At 67.0% G+C, this 17,154-nt stretch carries 15 protein-coding genes; 11 read left to right on the top strand and 4 right to left on the bottom strand.

The window, feature by feature from the left end; genetic code table 11:
* Nucleotides 1-201: 201 nt before the first annotated feature.
* Entirely contained in the window at nt 202-3,399 is a 3,198-nt protein-coding gene (putA, locus tag ACE3T8_RS07125; RefSeq protein WP_374607994.1) for a bifunctional proline dehydrogenase/L-glutamate gamma-semialdehyde dehydrogenase PutA, read from the bottom strand.
* A 233-nt stretch (nt 3,400-3,632) separates the two neighbouring features.
* Here putA and coxB point away from each other — a divergent pair, with 233 nt between their 5' ends.
* Genes coxB through ACE3T8_RS07100 form a run of 5 tightly spaced genes read left to right on the top strand, consistent with a single transcriptional unit; the run spans nt 3,633 to nt 7,883 of the window.
* On the top strand, nt 3,633-4,589 hold the full coding sequence (gene coxB, locus ACE3T8_RS07120) for a cytochrome c oxidase subunit II (RefSeq protein ID WP_374607992.1): 957 nt from the start codon (nt 3,633-3,635) through the stop codon (nt 4,587-4,589).
* Nucleotides 4,590-4,618: 29 nt separating this feature from the next.
* The gene (gene ctaD, locus ACE3T8_RS07115) at nt 4,619-6,214 is read left to right on the top strand and encodes a cytochrome c oxidase subunit I (RefSeq protein ID WP_374607991.1); all 1,596 of its coding nucleotides are present in this window, start codon (nt 4,619-4,621) and stop codon (nt 6,212-6,214) included.
* Nucleotides 6,215-6,224: 10 nt separating this feature from the next.
* A complete protein-coding gene (locus ACE3T8_RS07110) occupies nt 6,225-6,362 on the top strand; it encodes a hypothetical protein (RefSeq protein ID WP_374607989.1) in 138 nt (45 codons plus the stop codon).
* On the top strand, nt 6,359-6,940 hold the full coding sequence (locus ACE3T8_RS07105) for a cytochrome c oxidase assembly protein (RefSeq protein WP_374607988.1): 582 nt from the start codon (nt 6,359-6,361) through the stop codon (nt 6,938-6,940). The genes ACE3T8_RS07110 and ACE3T8_RS07105 overlap by 4 nt, the downstream gene beginning before the upstream one ends.
* A gap of 31 nt (nt 6,941-6,971) precedes the next feature.
* On the top strand, nt 6,972-7,883 hold the full coding sequence (locus ACE3T8_RS07100) for a cytochrome c oxidase subunit 3 (protein ID WP_374607987.1): 912 nt from the start codon (nt 6,972-6,974) through the stop codon (nt 7,881-7,883).
* A gap of 66 nt (nt 7,884-7,949) precedes the next feature.
* Here the strand turns inward: ACE3T8_RS07100 and ACE3T8_RS07095 are convergent, their stop codons facing one another.
* Nucleotides 7,950-8,177 carry a twin transmembrane helix small protein gene (locus ACE3T8_RS07095; RefSeq protein ID WP_374607985.1) on the bottom strand — a complete coding sequence of 76 codons (228 nt, stop codon included), beginning with the start codon at nt 8,175-8,177 and terminating at the stop codon, nt 7,950-7,952.
* A gap of 60 nt (nt 8,178-8,237) precedes the next feature.
* Here ACE3T8_RS07095 and ACE3T8_RS07090 point away from each other — a divergent pair, with 60 nt between their 5' ends.
* The 6 genes from ACE3T8_RS07090 (at nt 8,238) to ada (ending at nt 13,303) form a co-directional block, all read left to right on the top strand.
* A complete protein-coding gene (locus ACE3T8_RS07090) occupies nt 8,238-8,987 on the top strand; it encodes an SURF1 family protein (RefSeq protein WP_374607984.1) in 750 nt (249 codons plus the stop codon).
* Entirely contained in the window at nt 8,984-9,583 is a 600-nt protein-coding gene (locus ACE3T8_RS07085) for a hypothetical protein (protein WP_374607983.1), read from the top strand. Before ACE3T8_RS07090 ends, ACE3T8_RS07085 begins: the two co-directional genes overlap by 4 nt.
* A gap of 5 nt (nt 9,584-9,588) precedes the next feature.
* Nucleotides 9,589-10,737 (top strand): heme A synthase, encoded by a 1,149-nt coding sequence (locus ACE3T8_RS07080; RefSeq protein ID WP_374607981.1) that lies wholly within the window; start codon nt 9,589-9,591, stop codon nt 10,735-10,737.
* Complete coding sequence (gene cyoE, locus ACE3T8_RS07075; protein ID WP_374607979.1) at nt 10,734-11,672, top strand: heme o synthase; 939 nt, start codon at nt 10,734-10,736, stop codon at nt 11,670-11,672. Before ACE3T8_RS07080 ends, cyoE begins: the two co-directional genes overlap by 4 nt.
* A 10-nt stretch (nt 11,673-11,682) precedes the next feature.
* On the top strand, nt 11,683-12,327 hold the full coding sequence (gene alkB, locus ACE3T8_RS07070; protein WP_374607978.1) for a DNA oxidative demethylase AlkB: 645 nt from the start codon (nt 11,683-11,685) through the stop codon (nt 12,325-12,327).
* A gap of 94 nt (nt 12,328-12,421) precedes the next feature.
* Complete coding sequence (gene ada, locus ACE3T8_RS07065) at nt 12,422-13,303, top strand: bifunctional DNA-binding transcriptional regulator/O6-methylguanine-DNA methyltransferase Ada (protein WP_374607976.1); 882 nt, start codon at nt 12,422-12,424, stop codon at nt 13,301-13,303.
* A gap of 27 nt (nt 13,304-13,330) precedes the next feature.
* On the opposite strand, the gene ACE3T8_RS07060 is transcribed toward ada, so the two are convergent.
* Nucleotides 13,331-15,331, bottom strand: a complete 2,001-nt coding sequence (locus tag ACE3T8_RS07060) for an alpha/beta fold hydrolase (RefSeq protein ID WP_374607974.1) — start codon at nt 15,329-15,331, stop codon at nt 13,331-13,333.
* 33 nt (nt 15,332-15,364) lie between these two features.
* Complete coding sequence (dnaG, locus tag ACE3T8_RS07055) at nt 15,365-17,140, bottom strand: DNA primase (protein ID WP_374607972.1); 1,776 nt, start codon at nt 17,138-17,140, stop codon at nt 15,365-15,367.
* Nucleotides 17,141-17,154 lie beyond the last annotated feature (14 nt).

The raw sequence follows: 17,154 nt of genomic DNA, 5'->3' as shown, positions 1-17,154 counted from the left end.
CCACCCACCCAGCGAGCTGGCAATACAATCGCCGTCGGCCACGGCCGACCCCCGGTTTGTTGTCTCGACAACGACAAACTAACCGGGTCGGCCGTGTGCCTCTTCCCTCAGTTGGGAGATGAACCTTTTTTTTGTTCCATCCGGCGCTGTTGGCGCAGCCAACCATGAGGTTGGGCAAGGCGTGTCGCGGCCCCTACGGGATCAATCCCCCAATGTCAGCAGGCTCGCATTGCCGCCCGCGGCGGTGGTGTTGATGGTGACGGTCTTTTCGGTGGCGAAGCGCGGCAGGTAGTGCGGGCCGCCGGCCTTCGGACCGGTGCCGGACAGGCCCTGGCCGCCGAACGGCTGCACGCCGACGACTGCGCCGATCTGGTTGCGGTTCACGTAGATGTTGCCGACCTTCGCCCGCGACACGATGCGGTCGATGGTGGCGTCGATGCGCGAATGGATGCCGAGGGTCAGGCCGTAGCCGGTGGCGTTGATGGCATCGACGACGGCATCGAGTTGATCGGCCTTCCAGCGCACCACGTGCAGGGCCGGGCCGAACTTCTCGCTGTCGAGTGCGGCAAGCGAGGGCAGTTCCCAGGCGATCGGCGCGAAGAACGTGCCATGTTCGGTATCGGCGCCGAGCTTTGCTTCGGCGATGAACGTGGCAACGGACTGCATCCGCGCGGCATGGGCGACGAGGATGCCCTTGGCGTCCTCGTCGATCACCGGGCCGACGTCGGTGGAGGGCAGGCCGGGATCGCCGATGGCGAGTTCCGCCATCGCGCCGGCGAGCATGCCGACGACCTTGTCGGCGATGTCGTCCTGCACCAGCAGCACGCGCGCTGCGGAGCAGCGCTGGCCGGCGGAGGTGAACGCGGAGCCCAGCACGTCCTTCACCACCTGTTCCGGCAGCGAGGAGCTGTCCGCGATCATCGCGTTCTGGCCGCCGGTCTCGGCGATCAGGGTGGCGATGGCGCCACTCTCGCGTGCCGCCAGCGCGCGGTTGATCAGGCGCGCCGTGTCGGTGGAGCCGGTGAAGCAGACGCCGGCGACCCGCGCATCGCGGGTCAGCGCTGCGCCGACGGTGGCGCCATCGCCCGGCAGGTATTGCAGCACGTCCTGCGGAATGCCGGCCTCGTGCAGCAATTGCACCGCGGCGAAGCCGATGAGGTTGGTTTGTTCCGCCGGCTTGGCGATGACGGTATTGCCGGCGGCCAGTGCCGCGGCGATCTGGCCGAGGAAGATCGCCAGCGGGAAATTCCACGGTGAGATACACACGAACACGCCGCGCCCGCCGAGTTGCAGCTGGTTGGATTCCCCGGTCGGGCCGGGCAATGCGATCGGCGCGAAATGCTCGCGCGCCTGCAGGGCGTAGTAGCGCAGGAAATCGACCGCCTCGCGCACTTCGGCGATGCCGTCGGGCAGGGTCTTGCCGGCCTCCTTGGTGCACATCGCCATGTAGGCCGGCATGCGCGCTTCCAGCAGGGTGGCGGCGTGTTCCAGGATCGCGGCGCGCGAGGCGGCCGGCGTTGCATCCCAGCCCGCATGCGCGGCGACCGCGTTCTGCAACGCGCGTTCGACGGTTGCGCTGTCCGCGGGCTGCCAGTGGCCGACGACTTCGCGGCGGTCGGCCGGATTGGTCACCGCGATTTTTTCGCCGGTCGGGTTTGCGCCCGGCACCAGCGACGCCGCGCTCCAGCTGCCGGCACCGGCGTTGTTGATGGCCGCGGCGAGTTCGCGCAGCTGGTCGTCGTTGGCGAGGTTGAGGCCCATGGAATTGTCCCGATGTTCGTTCTGGCCGCGGTACAGGTCGACCGGCAGCGGAATGCGTGGATGCGGAATCGGATCGAAGCCGGAAACGGCGTCGACCGGGTCGCGGATCAGTTCGTCGATGGAGATCGACTCGTCGGTGATGCGGTTGACGAAGCTGGAGTTCGCACCGTTTTCCAGCAGGCGGCGCACCAGGTAGGGGAGCAAGTCCTCGTGCGAACCGACCGGCGCGTACACGCGGCAGGGCACGTCGAGGCGATCCGCCGGGATCACTTCGGCATACAGGTCGTCGCCCATGCCGTGCAGCTTCTGGAACTCGAAGTCGCGGCGCTTGCGCATCGCGCGCGCCATCCGGTGCACCGTCGCGATGGTCTGCGCGTTGTGGGTGGCGAACATCGGGTAGATCGCGTCGCCGGCATCGAGCAATCGGCGCGCATTCGCGAGGTACGACACATCCGTGTTCTGCTTGCGGGTGAACAGCGGATAGCCGGCCTGGCCTTCGACCTGCGCGCGCTTGACCTCGGCATCCCAGTACGCGCCCTTGACCAGGCGCACCGGGATGCGCCGGCCAAGTCGGCCCGCCATGTGCGCGATGTAGTCGATCACGAACGGCGCGCGCTTCTGGTAGGCCTGCACCACGATGCCGAAGCCGTTCCAGTCGCGCAACGCGTCGTCGCCCAGCACCTGGAAGATCAGGTCCAGCGACAATTCCAGTCGATCGGTTTCCTCGGCGTCGATGGTCAGGCCGATGCCGTAGCGCCGGGCCAGTTGCGCCAGTTCGAGCAGGCCGGCGCCGAGTTCGGTGAGCACGCGGGCGCGCTTGGCGTGTTCGTAGCGCGGATGCAGCGCGGACAGCTTCACCGAGATCGATGGCGCGGCGAACACGTCATCGAACGGCCCGGTGCTGCCGATCGCGTGGATCGCCTGGCGGTAGGCATCGAGGTAGCGCTGCGCGTCCCTGGTGGTCAGCGCGCCCTCGCCGAGCATGTCGAACGAATAACGGTAGTTCGCGTTGTCGCCCTTGCGACTGCGCGACAGGGCCTCATCGATCGTGCGGCCGAGCACGAACTGGTGGCCCATGATTTTCATCGCCTGGCGCACGGCGAGGCGGATGACCGGCTCGCCGGCGCGCCCGACCAGGCGCTGGAACGCGCCGTGCACGTCGCGCTTGGTGTCGTCGGCCAGGTCGACCAGCTTGCCGGTGAGCATCAGGCCCCAGGTCGAGGCGTTGACCAGCACCGAATCGGACTGGCCGAGGTGCTTCTTCCAGTTGGCATCGCCCAGCTTGTCGCGGATCAGCGCGTCGGCGGTGGCCTGGTCGGGGATGCGCAGCAGGGCTTCGGCCACGCACATCAGCAACACGCCCTCGTCGCTGCCCAGGTCGTACTGGCGCATGAAGGCTTCGACCGCGCCCTGGTCGCGGGCGCGGGGCACGCGCCGGACGAGGTCGGCGGCGGTGGCCTGGGCGGCGTTGCGCTCGGCGTCCGGCAGGGCGGCCAGCGCCAGCAGTTCGCGCACATGGGCGCTTTCGTCGCGGATCCAGCCGGCGGTGATCGCCGCGCGCGGCGCATCGGCAACCGGGTTCAGCTCGGCGGAGAGGATCGGCGCGGGCGCCGTAACGAGGGTCGGATCGCTGCTCATCGCGCCTGCTGGCGGTGGATCGAGGGTGCGTAGTGTAGTCCCCGGCGCCGGGCGCGGCACCCGCGCGGGTTGCCGCATCAGGGCCTCGCCGGTACCATTTCACGGTTGTTCCCGACCTTTTGGCCGTTCGCGGCGCGCGGGACAGGTATGGAATCCAAGACCTCGGCGCGGCGCACGGATACCCCGGGCGACGGGGCCGATCCAGGCAGAACCAGGCAGTGGGGCTCGATGTGATGACACCCGGTCGTATCAAACAATGGGCGCTGGCCGCCGCGATGGCGTTGCCGCTGGTCGCGCAGGCGCAGTCGGCGGATCCGCATCGCTGGCAGCTCAACATGGCCCGGGGCGTGACCCCGACCTCGCATGCCGCCTACGACGCGCACATGATCACGCTGTGGATCTGCGTGGTGATCGGCGTGATCGTGTTCGGCGCGATGGCCATCGCCATGTTCAAGTTCCGCAAGTCCAAGGGCGCAGTGGCGGACACCGAGTTCACCCACAGCACCAAGCTGGAAGTCCTGTGGACGGCGCTGCCGATCCTGATCCTGGTCGGTCTGGCGTTCCCGGCCACCAGCGGCCTGATGCGCATGTACGACACCCGCGACGCGGCGATGACCGTGAAGGTCACCGGCTTCCAGTGGATGTGGAAGTACGACTACCTGGGCGAGGGCGTGGAATTCACCAGTCGCCTGGATCGCAAGAGCGACGAGATCCGCCAGAGCAAGGTGGATGCGCGCACCGCCAACCACCCGCACTACCTGCTCGACGTCGACAACCAGCTGGTGTTGCCGGTCAACACCAAGATCCGCTTCGTGCTGACCGCCGACGACGTGATCCACGCCTGGTGGGTGCCGGCGCTGGGCTGGAAGCAGGACGCCATCCCGGGCATCGTCAACGAAGCCTGGGCCGAGATCCAGGAGCCGGGCATCTACCGCGGCCAGTGCGCCGAGTTGTGCGGCAAGGACCACGGCTTCATGCCGATCGTGGTCCGCGCGGTGAGCAAGGAGGAATACGCGTCCTGGCTGGCGGCCGAGAAGGCCAAGCGCGCACCCGCCGAACCGGCACCTGCGCCGGCGGTCGAAGCCGCGCCTGCGGCCGCCGAACCTGCCGCGTCCGACGCCGCCCCCGCCGCGGCCGATGCCGCCCCGCAAACCGAGCAGCCCGCGGCCACCGTCGCGGCCGCCGGTTGATCCAAGCAACGATTACAGAGGTTCAGGCCATGGCGCACGCCGACCACCACGAGCACAAGCAGGGTTTCATCGACCGCTGGTTCTTCTCCACGAACCACAAGGACATCGGCACCCTGTACCTGGTCTTCAGCTTCATCATGTTCATCATCGGCGCCGCGATGAGCGTGGTGATCCGCACCGAACTGGCGACCCCGGGCCTGCAGCACGTCAGCCCCGAGTTCTTCAACCAGATGACCACCATGCACGCGCTGGTGATGATCTTCGGCGGCGTGATGCCTGCCTTCGTGGGCCTGGCCAACTGGATGGTGCCGCTGCAGATCGGCGCGCCGGACATGGCGCTGCCGCGCATGAACAACTGGTCGTTCTGGATCATGCCGTTCGCCTTCAGCCTGCTGCTGGTGACGTTGTTCCTGCCTGGCGGCGGTCCCGCCGGTGGCTGGACGCTGTACCCGCCGCTGTCGCTGCAGGGCGGCAACAACGTGGCCTTCGTGATCTTCGCCATCCACATGATGGGCATCAGCTCGATCATGGGCGCGATCAACATCATCGCCACCATCCTCAACATGCGCGCCCCGGGAGTGGATCTGCTGAAGATGCCGATCTTCTGCTGGACCTGGCTGATCACCGCGTTCCTGCTGATCGCGGTGATGCCGGTGCTGGCCGGCGCGGTGACCATGCTGCTCACCGACAAGTTCTTCGCCACCAGTTTCTTCAACGCGGCCGGTGGTGGCGACCCGGTGATGTTCCAGCACATCTTCTGGTTCTTCGGGCACCCGGAGGTCTACATCATGATCCTGCCGGCGTTCGGCATCGCCAGCGAGATCATCCCGACCTTCAGCCGCAAGCCGCTGTTCGGTTACCAGGCGATGGTCTACGCCACCGCGGCGATCGCGTTCCTGTCGTTCATCGTGTGGGCGCACCACATGTTCACGGTGGGCATGCCGCTGGGTGGCGAGATCTACTTCATGTTCGCGACGATGCTGATCTCGATCCCGACCGGCGTGAAGGTGTTCAACTGGGTCACCACCATGTGGCGCGGCTCGATCAGCTTCGAGTCGCCGATGCTGTGGGCGGTGGCCTTCGTGATCCTGTTTACCATCGGCGGCTTCTCCGGCCTGATGCTGGCCATCGTCCCCGCGGACTTCCAGTACCACGACACCTACTTCGTGGTCGCCCACTTCCACTATGTGCTGGTGACCGGCGCGCTGTTCGCGATCATCGCCGCCGTCTACTACTGGTGGCCGAAGTGGACCGGCCGCATGTACAACGAGACCTTCGCCAAGATCCACTTCTGGTGGTCGATCGTGTTCGTCAACCTGCTGTTCTTCCCGCAGCACTTCCTGGGCCTGGCCGGCATGCCGCGCCGCATCCCGGACTACAACGTGGTGTTCGCGGACTGGAACCTGATCAGTTCGATCGGCGCGTTCGGCATGTTCGCGACCCCGTTCATCATGTTCTTCGTCCTCTGGCACTCGCTGAAGCATGGTGCCAAGGCCGAGGCGCGTTCGTGGGAAGGCGCGAAGGGCCTGGAGTGGACGGTGCCGTCGCCGGCCCCGCACCACACCTTCACCGTGCCGCCGGTGATCAAGCCGGGCGACCTCGCCCACGGCGACATCAGCCACTGAGCCTGATGCGATGACCGCCGGGCACGACTTCGACAGCAAGACGCTCGACCTGCGCCGCCGCCGTGCGCGCAGGACGGCGATGCTGTTCGGCGGGATCGCGGTGGCGGTGTACCTGGCGTTCCTGCTGTCGGGCGTGGTGGGCCGGTGAGCCAGGCCAGCGCGAACAGCGTCGGCGTGCTGAAGCTGGTGGGCGTGTCGCTGGCCGCGTTCGGCTTCGCGTTCTCGCTGGTGCCGCTGTACCGGATCGCCTGCGAGAAGGTCTTCGGGGTACGCCTGGAACAGGGCCCGGCGTCGGCCAGCGCCACCGCGGTCGTGCCGAAGGAGCGCTGGGTGACGGTGCAGTTCGACGGTGGCGTGAATTCCAAGCTGCCGTGGCAGTTCGCGCCCTCGCAGCAGACCATGCGCGTGCAGGTGGGCCGCCAGTACGAGGCGCAGTATTCCGCGCGCAATACGTCCGACCGCGCGATCGTCGGCAACGCGGTGCCTTCGGTGGCCCCGGCCAAGGCCTCCGGCTATTTCAGCAAGACCGAATGCTTCTGCTTCACCGCGCAGACGCTGGCTGCCGGCGAGTCGCGCGAGATGCCGGTGCGCTTCATCGTCGATCCCGGCTTGCCGGCCGGGGTGAAGACCATCACCTTGTCCTACACCTTCTTCAAGAACGACACCCAGACCGCTGCGCTCGTCGCAGGTCAGGGTCATGCTGGCGCCGCCCACGCGGCGCCCTGATCACCACGACTCACGAACGACCGGAACCGCCATGGCGAACGCCCAAGCAGACATCCATCACGACGATGCCCACCACGCCGGCAATGGCCAGGAGGTGTATTTCGTGCCGCACGGCAGCAAGTGGCCGTTGTATGCGTCGGTCGCGCTGTTCATCACCATGGTCGGCTTTGCGACCTGGTTGAATGAGGTCAGCTGGGGCAAGACGACATTCTTCGTCGGCCTGGCGGGCCTGCTGGCGATTCTGTTCAAGTGGTTCGGCGACGTGATCCGCGAGTCGCTGGCCGGGCACTACAACAAGCAGGTCGACACCAGCTTCCGCATGGGCATGGTGTGGTTCATCTTCTCCGAAGTGATGTTCTTCGCCGCGTTCTTCGGTGCGCTGTTCTACGCGCGCCAGTTCGCGCTGCCGTGGCTCAACGGCGAGGGCGATGGCGCGGCGACCCACAGCCTGCTGTGGGCGGGCTTCAGCGGCGGCTGGCCGAGCAATGGCCCGGCGGCGATCGGCGGCGTCTACCAGACCATCCCGGCGTGGGGCTTGCCGCTGCTCAACACCCTGATCCTGCTGACCTCGGGCGTGACCATCACCATCGCCCACCACGCGCTCAAGGAAGGCAAGCGCGGCATCCTGCTGCTGTTCCTCGGCCTGACCGTGCTGCTGGGCTGCGTGTTCCTGTTCTACCAGGCGGAGGAATACATCCACGCCTACCACGAGCTCAACCTGACCATGGGCTCGGGCATCTACGGCTCCACCTTCTTCATGCTCACCGGCTTCCACGGCGCGCACGTGACCCTGGGCACGCTGATGCTCGCGATCATGTGGCTGCGCTGCGCCAAGGGCCATTTCAGCAAGGACAACCACTTCGCGTTCGAGGCGGTGGCCTGGTACTGGCACTTCGTCGACGTGGTGTGGCTGGGCCTGTTCCTGTTCGTGTACGTGTTGTAACGAACGACGACTCCACGCAAGACAAAGGCCGGCGATGCCGGCCTTTGTGTCTTTGAAGCAAGGATGTCAGTTCGGGTTTGCGCCCACCCCGTGCGGCGTGATCCAGCCCATCTTGATCGCCAGCACCACGAACAGGATCAGGGCCACGCTCAGGCCGATGCGCTTCGTCAGCGAATTGACGGTGCGCTTGGTCTGGCCCTTGTCCACCAGCATGTAGTACAGGCCGGCGCCGAGGTTCCAGAGGATGAGGATCAGCACGCCAACGATGACCAGGGTCTTCAGCGAATCGCTCATGCATGTCTCCGCGATGCGGACCGTCCGCATGCTCCGCGCATTATCGCAGTTGCAGGCGCGATGAACCTGCGCGCGCGCAACCTGCGGGTCGGTTGGCTGCTGGCGGTGGTGGCGATGGTCGCGTTCGCGGCTGCCGGCCGTTGGCAGCTGGGCCGCATGCACGAGAAGGAAGCGATGCTGGCCGCGGCCGACGCGGCACTGGCCCAGGGCGAGCCGCAGCCCTTGCTGCTGGCCTCCGATCCCGGCCGCAGCTCCGCCTACGACCGTGCCCGGGGCACCGGGCGGATCGCCAACGCCACGGTGTGGCTGGACAGCCAGATGCGTGGCGGGCGCAGCGGGGTGCGCATGTATTGCGTGCTGTTCCCCGACGAGGGCGTGCAACCGATGCTGGTCGATGCCGGCTGGTGGCCACTGGACGGCAGGCGCACCTTGCCGGTGTTTGGTTGTCCCGCCGGCGATGCGCAAACGGTGCGCGGCTTGCTGGCGCCACCGCCGTCGACCGGCATCGCCCATGGCGAACCGCTGGCGCCGAATGGCGATGCGCGCTGGCTGGCCGCACGGCTGGACCTGCCCGCCATCGAGGCTGCCCTGAAGCTGTCGACGGGCCTGGCGCCGCGCGTGCTGCGGCTGGATCCGCAGCGCGCACCCGCGGATGCCGGGGTGATGCTGGCCCCCGGCGAGCGCGACCTCGACATCCTGGCCAACACGCTGACGCCGGATCGCCACCTCGGTTATGCGGTGCAGTGGTTCGGCCTGGCGATCTCAGTGTTGGTGGTCGCGCTGGTACTCACGTTGAGGAAGACGAAATGACCGGATTGACTCCCGAACAGCTGGGGATCCGCCGCCGCAACCGCAACATGCTGGTGGCGCTGTTCGTGCTGTTCTTCGGCGGCATGCTGGTCGCCGGCCTGCTGCGCTTCTCCGGCTGGCGGCCGGAGGGCACCCGCAACAAGGGCGAGATGCTCCAGCCCTACGGCGACCTGCGCGGCTACACGCCGACGCTGGCGAACGGCGGTGCCTACGGCTGGAAGGACGAACCGCGCATCTGGCGGATCGTGGCGATGCCGCGCGATTGCGACACCACGCGCGTGCTCGAATGCACGCGCTTGCTGGCGGATTTCGACAAGGTCTGGCGGCTGATGACCAAGGATGCCGACCGCGTACACGTGCTGTGGGCAGGCGCGATGCCGCCCGGTGCCAAGGTGCCGGACGAAGTGCGCCTGGTGCGCGCGGATGACGGACTGCGCGCCGGCCTGGCGCGTTGGGACATCACGCCCGACGAAAGCCGCCGCGGCGATGCCGCCTGGTTGGTCGACCCGAACGGCTTCGTGGTGTTGCGCTACGCTCCCGGCTTCGACCCCGGCGACCTGCGCAGCGACCTGGCGCGTCTGTTGAAGATCAATTGATCGCGATGACCACCCTCAACAAGCCCCTTCTGTATCGACACTTCCACCGCATCGCCTGGCTGGCGGTCGCGCTTGCCACCTGCGTGATCGTGTTCGGTGCGTTCGTGCGCCTGTCCAACGCCGGCCTGAGCTGCCCCGACTGGCCGACCTGTTACGGCAAGGCCGCATGGCCGACGCATGCGGAGCAGATCGTCGACCACGCCGCCACCGAGATCCGCCCGGTCGAGCCGAGCAAGGCCTGGCGCGAGCAGTTCCATCGCCACATCGCCGCAGGCCTGGGCCTGCTGGTGTTCGCGCTGGCGCTGCTGGCCGCGCGCCGTCGGCGGTTCGGCATCGCCCAGGTACTCGGCGCGGCTGCACTCGTCGCCATCGCGATCCCGCTGTACATGCAGGGCCAGCACGTGGCGTCCTCGGTGCTGGTCGCCATCGCCGAGGCCGCATTGCTCTGGGCCGCACTGCGCTGGAGCAACGTCGACCTCGCGCGCACCGCGGTGCTGACCCTGGCGGTGATCATCTTCCAGGCCATGCTGGGCATGTGGACGGTGACCTGGCTGCTGAAGCCGGTCGTGGTGATGGCGCACCTGCTTGGCGGCTTGCTGACGTTCTCGTTGCTGGTCTGGATGGCGTGGCGGTCGACCGACATCCCGATCCGCATCGCCGATGCCGCGAAGCTGCGGCGCCTGCTGATCATCGGGCTGGTGTTGCTGGGCGTGCAGATCGCTTTGGGCGGCTGGACCAGTGCGAACTATGCGGCGCTGGCCTGCGGCACCGATTTCCCGAAATGCGCGGGCCAGTGGTGGCCGCCGCACGATTTCCGCGAAGGCTTCGTGTTGTGGCGCGGGATTGGCGTGGATTACGAGGGCGGCATCCTCGACAACCAGGCGCGCATCGCGATCCAGCTGGCGCACCGGATCATGGCGCTGCTGGTCACCGGCCACCTGCTGATGCTGGCGATCCGCCTGCTGCGCAATCCCGGGCTGCGTGGCTGGGGCAGCCTGCTGGGCCTCCTGCTGTTCGCGCAGGTGGGCCTGGGCATCGCCAACGTGGTGATGTCGCTGCCCTTGCACCTGGCCGTGCTGCACAACGCCGGTGCCACCGCCCTGCTGTTCGTGCTGGTGACCCTGCTGGCGCGGGTGCGCGCACCGGACGCATGAGCAAGGCCGCGCCATCGCCGGCATCGCAGTACTGGGCGCTGACCAAGCCGCGCGTGGTCGCGTTGATCGTGTTCACCGCGATCATCGGCATGCTGCTGGCGATCCAGCCCGGCGACGAATGGCCCTGGCTGCGCATGCTGGCGGGTGGTGTCGGCATCTGGCTGGCTGCGGCCAGCGCGGCGGCGATCAACCACCTGCTCGACCAGCGCATCGACAAGGTGATGGCGCGCACCGCGGATCGCCCGTTGGCGACCGGCACGCTGCGCCCGATGCAGGTGCTCGCGTTCGCAGTCGCGCTGGGCGTTTCGTCGATGGCGATCCTGCTCCTGCTGGTCAATGCGATCACCGCGTGGCTGACGTTCGCGTCGCTGATCGGCTACGCCTTCGTCTATACCGGCTTCCTCAAGCGCGCCACGCCGCAGAACATCGTGATCGGCGGCATTGCCGGCGCTGCGCCGCCGCTGCTGGGTTGGGCCGCGGTCACCGGCATGCAGGGCGCGCGCGACTGGGAATACGCGCTGCTGCTGGTGCTGATCATCTTCGTGTGGACGCCGCCGCATTTCTGGGCGCTGGCGATCTTCCGCCGCGAGGACTACGCGCGCGCGCTGGTGCCGATGCTGCCGGTCACGCATGGCGTGGAATACACCCGCTGGCAGATCCTGCTGTACACCGTGTTGCTGGTGGTCGCCACCATCCTGCCGTGGGCCACGCACATGAGCGGCGTGTTCTACCTCGGCGGCGCGCTGGTGCTGGGCGCAGTGTTCCTCTGGTACGCGTGGAAGCTGCTGGATCCGCCCGACGAATTCTTCGCGATGCGCGCGTTCAAGTACTCCATCGTCTACCTGATGGCGCTGTTCGCCTTCTTGCTGCTCGACCATTGGCTGCTGCCGTTCCTGCAACCCGCGGCAGGCGTGGAGTTCGTGCCGTCGGCGTGATGGCCAAGCGATGAGCGACCTGTTCGCCACGCAACTCCACAGCACGCGCACGCAACTCGCGCCGCAGGCCTGCGTCTTGCACGGCTTCGCGCTGGATGTGGCCGGTGCGTTGCTCGCCGATGTCGCCGCCATCGAAGCCTTCGCACCGTTCCGCCACCTGGTCACGCCCGGTGGTCATGTGATGCAGGTCGCGATGACGAACAGCGGGACGTACGGCTGGTGCAGCGATCGTCGCGGCTATCGCTACGACCGCCACGACCCGCAAGGCGGCGAGCCGTGGCCTGCGATGTCGCCGGCGTTCCTGCAGCTTGCCGCCGATGCCGCGCGCGAAGCAGGCTTCGACGCTTACGTGCCGGATGCCTGCCTGGTCAATCGTTATGCGCCCGGCACGCGGTTGTCGCTGCACCAGGATCGCGACGAGGACGACCGCATCGCGCCGATCGTGTCGGTCTCGCTGGGCCTGCCGGCGACCTTCCTGTTCGGCGGCTTCGCCCGTGCCGACAAGGCCGTGCGCGTGCCGCTGCAGCATGGCGATGTGGTGGTCTGGGGCGGCGAGGATCGGATGCGCTTCCACGGCGTGCTGCCGGTCAAGCCGGGTCGCCACGATGTCGTTGGCGAGCAGCGGATCAACCTGACGTTCCGCAAGGTGAAGTGAGCGCGGTCGTCGGCATCGCAAGAACCGGAGTGTCGGGGCCGGGGCCTCGCCCTAGAGTGGCGGCACGCCATCGGGCAACATCACCATGCACGCCATGACCAAACGCGCTCTGCCATCGACGCCGAACAAGCATGCCGCGCTGGTGGCGCAGGCCTGTCGCCGCATCGAGGCCGCGGAACAGCCGCCGTCGCTCGACGACCTGGCCCGGCAGGCCGGCCTGAGTCCGTTCCATTTCCACCGCGTGTTCAAGGCGGCGACGGGACTTACCCCGAAAGCCTATGCCGATGCGCATCGCGCGAATGCGGTGCGCACGTCGCTCGCGCGCGGCAGCAGCAGCGTGACCGAGGCGATTTTCGATGCCGGCTTCAACGCCAACAGCCGCTTCTACGAATATGCCGATGCGATGCTGGGCATGAAGCCGACGCAATATCGCGCCGGCGGCGTGGATGCGCGGATCGAATTCGCGATCGGCGAATCGTCCATGGGCGCGATCCTGGTCGCCCGCAGCCAGCGTGGCGTCTGTGCGATTTCGCTGGGAGACGATGCCGATCTCCTGCTACGCGAATTGCAGGATCGCTTCCCGCGCGCGGAACTGGTCGGCGGCGACACCGGCTTCGAACGACTGGTTGCGCAGGTCGTGGGCATGATCGAACAACCGAACCTCGGCATCGACCTGCCGCTCGACGTGCGTGGCACCGCGTTCCAGCAACGCGTCTGGCAGGCGCTGGGGCAGATCCCGCCCGGCCAGACCGCGAGCTACGCGCAGATCGCGCAACGCATCGGCTCGCCGACGTCGGTGCGTGCGGTGGCGCAAGCCTGCGCGTCGAACACGCTGGCGGTGGCGATTCCCTGCCATCGCGTGGTGCGCAGCGACGGCGCGCTGTCGGGGTATCGCTGGGGCGTGGAGCGCAAGCGGGAGTTGCTGTTGCGTGAGAACGAATCCCTCAGCTCGTCATCCCAGCGTCCGCCGGGATGACGGCAGATTGGCGAGGACGGCGAGAGATCAGTCGTTCAGCAGGTTCTGCTGCCAGAACAGGATCGTGGCCGCGCCGAACCAGTCGCTGTTGGCCTTCTTGGCGAAGCCATGGCCCTCGTCGGCATACAGCAGGTACCAGACCGGCTGGCCGTTGCCGCGCACCGCCTTGACGATCTGCTCGGCCTCGGTCCACGGCACGCGGGGATCGTTGCGGCCCTGCGCCACGAACAGCGGCGAGGTGATCTTGCCGGCATGGTTGAGTGGCGAGATGCGCTCGAACACCTTGGCCATCGCGGGGTCGCGTTCGTCGCCGTACTCGACGCGGCGCAGGTCGCGACGGTAGCTCTCGGTGTTCTTCAGGAACGTGCCGAAGTGCGAGATGCCGACCACGTCCACGCCGGCGCGGATGCGGTCGCTGTAATGCATCAGCGATGACAGCACCATGTAGCCGCCGTAGCTGCCGCCCATCACGCCGACGCGCGACGCATCGAGCTCGGGCTGCTTCGCGATCCAATCCAGCAGCGCGCCGATGTCCTTGACCGAGTCCTCCCGCTTCTCGGCGTTGTCCAGCGAGAGGTAGGTCTTGCCGTAACCGGTCGAGCCGCGGACGTTCGGCACCAGCAACGCCACGCCGAGTTCGTTGGCCAGGTACTGTGCGTTGGAACTGAAGGTCGGCAGCGACTGCCCTTCCGGCCCGCCGTGGATGTTGATCACCACCGGATACTTGCCGGTCTTCGAGGGCTTGGACGGCTTGTAGTAGAACGCGGGGATGGTGCGTTGCTTGCCCGCAACCTTGTCGAAGGTGGGGTAACGCACCAGCGTCGGCGCGACGAACTTCGCTGCATCCAGTCCGCCGACTTCGCTCTGCGTCCAGCGCGTCAGCGAGGCCGCCGCGAGGTCGATCACATGCACGTCGCTTGGCGATGTGGCGCTGTTGAGGGTCAGCGCCAGGCGCTTGCCGTCCGGGGAGAACGACAGGCCGCCGATCACGCCGATCGGCAGCGCGGGCAGGCGCACTTCCTTGTGGTCGGGCAGGGACAGCACGCGCAGCTTGCTGATGCCGTCCTCGTTGCTTACGAACGCCAGGTGCCTGCCGTCGTCTGCAATCGTGAAGCCACCGACATCCCAGGGGATGGTCGCGCTGAGCACCTCGAACTTGCCCGTCGCGGGATTGTGATAGCGCAGGGTCTTGAACTCCTGCGCCTTGCCCTGCAGCGGCTCGTCGGAAATGAAGTACACCGCCTTGCCATCGGGTGCGAAGGCGAAGCCGCCGAACGACGCCTTGCCGCCATCGACCGGGAACAATTCCAGCTTGCCGCTGGCGACATCGACCACGCCCGGATACGACTCCGCGGCGGAGACGTACTTCATCACCAGCAGGCGCGACCCGTCCGGCGAGAAATCCATCGGCGACCAGTTGCCGCCCGCATCGACCAGCAGCTTGGTCTCGCCGTTGCGGGTGTTGCGCAGCCAGACATCGCGGTCGGTGCCGTTGCGCGAGGTGCTGCTGTACGCCATCAGCCCGCCATCGGGGCTGAGCGTGGTGCCGCCGTTCTGGCTGCGCTTGCCGTCGGTCAACAGGTGCACGCTGCGGGTCGGGCCGTCGAACCAGTACAACTGGCTGAATTCGTCGCCACCCTTGTCCTTGGCGAACACGAAGCCGTCGCGCCACGCGTTCGCCGGCGCGGGCGTGATGCCGCCGACCGGCTCCGGATAGAAGGTGAGCTGCTCGCGCATGCCCAGTGGTTGGCAGACCCGATGCGCCTGCGCGGTCTCGGCGAAGCGCGTGCTGACCAGCAGGCAGCCGTCCTTGGTCCAGCCCGCGAGTCCTGCGCCGCGGGTGTTCTGGTAGCGATTCAGTTGCTCCAGCAACTCGGCGGGAATCGCCGGGATGTTCTCGCTGGTGCGATTGCCGACGACCTCGCGCTTGACCTCGGCGGGCTTGGCGGTGGTCTGTGCGAAGGCGGGCAGGGCCGCGAGCAGGGCGGCGAACAGGACGGTGCGGGTACGCGTGTCGAAGCGGGACATGGCGGCTTCCCCAAGCCTGAAGGAACCCCGAGCTTAGCGCGTTGGGGTTTCGCTGCCTGCGTCGGAAGTCATGCGCGCGAACCCGAGAAGCGTAGTCAACGCTTCGCGAAGTTCTTGATTATCGGCTTCTGACGCGGTTCCTTCTTGTTTCAACTGCTGCAGTTCTGCGACCCGTTGCTGCACTACTTGCTTCTCGAGCGAAGCAATCGCCTTGAGCAAGTTAGTACGAAGTTCGTCTTCCTCGCCCGGCAAATCTTGGCTGGCTAGTTTTTGCAGTGGGCCGCTTTCCTCACGCTCGGCGAAGTGCTCGAGCAAGGCACCTGTGCTGATCTCGGGCCGCTCGCGCACCAGCAATACCAATTCCGAAAGCAGTTCAATGCCGGGCTGGCGCAACGCCGCAAAGCGATATGGTGGGCGCAGTTCCAGCGCTAATGCCGGACGATGAAGAAGGTGCGTAATCGCGTTGCGAACCAAGCTCAGTTTTTGCGTGGTCACACCTCGCGACGATTGCGCCACACGCTTGGTCGGGACGTGGGTCTGCGGGCTGCTGGCACGCGCCCCGACGCCGGTGAGTTCGGTCAGGCGCTGCTGCATCAGGTCGCCGAAGGCGCCATCCGGGATCTGCGCCAGCAGCGGCTTGCAGCGTTCCGCCAGGCGCGCCTTGCCGTCCAGGCTGGACAGGTTCACGTCGCTCGACAGCGACGCATAGAAAAACTCCGACAGCGGCGTGGCGTCGCGCAGGCGTGCATCGAAACCCTCCACACCTTCCTGGCGCACGATCGAATCCGGATCCTCGCCATCGGGGAGGAACAAGAAGAACGCCTGGCGGCCATCCTTCATCCGCGGCAGCACCGATTCCAGCGCCTTCCACGCCGCACTGCGGCCGGCACGGTCGCCATCGAAGCAGAAGTACACGTCGGGTGCATTGCGGAACAGCAGTTCGGCGTGGTCCGGCGTGGTCGCGGTGCCGAGCGTGGCGACGGCCTGCGAGACCCCGTACTGCGCCAGCGCGACCACGTCCATGTAGCCCTCGACCACGATCAGCCGCTCGAGCTTGGCGTTGGCCTGTTTCGCCTGCCACAGGCCGTACAGCTCGCGGCCCTTGTGGAACAGCGCGGTCTCCGGCGAATTGAGGTACTTCGGCGAATCCTCGGGATCGATGACGCGCCCGCCGAACGCGATGGTGCGGCCGCGGCGATCGTGGATCGGGAACATCAGGCGATCGCGGAACTTGTCGTAGACGTTGCCGCGATCGTTCTTCGAGAACAGGCCGCCGCGTTCCATCAACTGCATGCGCCCCGGATCGGTGCCGAGCGCGTCGCGCAGTGCGGAAAATCCATCCGGCGCATAGCCGATCGCGTAGCGCTCGACGATCTCCGCCGCGATCCCGCGCCGCTCGACATAAGCGCGTGCCTTCTCGCTGTTGGCGAGCTGGCCGCGGAAGAACGTGGAGGCCGCTTCCATCGCGCCGTAGAGGTCGCGGGTTTCCGGATTGGCGTTGCGCTGCTGGGTGTCGCGCGGGATTTCCATGCCCACGCGCTTGGCCAGCTCGTCCACCGCGTCGAGGAATTCGAGGCGGTCGAAATTCATCATGAAACTGATCGCGGTGCCGTGCGCGCCGCAACCGAAGCAGTGATAGAACTGCTTGGTCTGCGAGACGGTGAACGAGGCCGAGCGCTCGTCATGGAACGGGCAACGCGCCGCGTATTCCTTGCCCTGTCGCTTCAGCGGAACGCGTGCGCCGATGATCTCGACGATGTCCGTCCGCGCGAGCAGGTCATCGATGAACGCGTCGGGGATGCGGGCCATCGGATTAGCTTGCC

It is taken from the genome of Thermomonas sp. (genome assembly GCF_041919455.1).
Taxonomy (GTDB): domain Bacteria; phylum Pseudomonadota; class Gammaproteobacteria; order Xanthomonadales; family Xanthomonadaceae; genus Thermomonas.
Note: the sequence above shows the minus strand (reverse complement) of the source record. Positions and strands in the feature narration are given on the sequence as shown.

Coding starts and splice junctions, on each gene's coding strand:
- putA (WP_374607994.1), bottom strand. CDS start 3,399: ATGAGCAGCGATCCGACCCTCGTTACGGCGCCCGCGCCGATCCTCTCC.
- coxB (WP_374607992.1), top strand. CDS start 3,633: ATGACACCCGGTCGTATCAAACAATGGGCGCTGGCCGCCGCGATGGCG.
- ctaD (WP_374607991.1), top strand. CDS start 4,619: ATGGCGCACGCCGACCACCACGAGCACAAGCAGGGTTTCATCGACCGC.
- ACE3T8_RS07110 (WP_374607989.1), top strand. CDS start 6,225: ATGACCGCCGGGCACGACTTCGACAGCAAGACGCTCGACCTGCGCCGC.
- ACE3T8_RS07100 (WP_374607987.1), top strand. CDS start 6,972: ATGGCGAACGCCCAAGCAGACATCCATCACGACGATGCCCACCACGCC.
- ACE3T8_RS07095 (WP_374607985.1), bottom strand. CDS start 8,177: ATGAGCGATTCGCTGAAGACCCTGGTCATCGTTGGCGTGCTGATCCTC.
- ACE3T8_RS07090 (WP_374607984.1), top strand. CDS start 8,238: ATGAACCTGCGCGCGCGCAACCTGCGGGTCGGTTGGCTGCTGGCGGTG.
- ACE3T8_RS07085 (WP_374607983.1), top strand. CDS start 8,984: ATGACCGGATTGACTCCCGAACAGCTGGGGATCCGCCGCCGCAACCGC.
- ACE3T8_RS07080 (WP_374607981.1), top strand. CDS start 9,589: ATGACCACCCTCAACAAGCCCCTTCTGTATCGACACTTCCACCGCATC.
- cyoE (WP_374607979.1), top strand. CDS start 10,734: ATGAGCAAGGCCGCGCCATCGCCGGCATCGCAGTACTGGGCGCTGACC.
- alkB (WP_374607978.1), top strand. CDS start 11,683: ATGAGCGACCTGTTCGCCACGCAACTCCACAGCACGCGCACGCAACTC.
- ada (WP_374607976.1), top strand. CDS start 12,422: ATGACCAAACGCGCTCTGCCATCGACGCCGAACAAGCATGCCGCGCTG.
- ACE3T8_RS07060 (WP_374607974.1), bottom strand. CDS start 15,331: ATGTCCCGCTTCGACACGCGTACCCGCACCGTCCTGTTCGCCGCCCTG.
- dnaG (WP_374607972.1), bottom strand. CDS start 17,140: ATGGCCCGCATCCCCGACGCGTTCATCGATGACCTGCTCGCGCGGACG.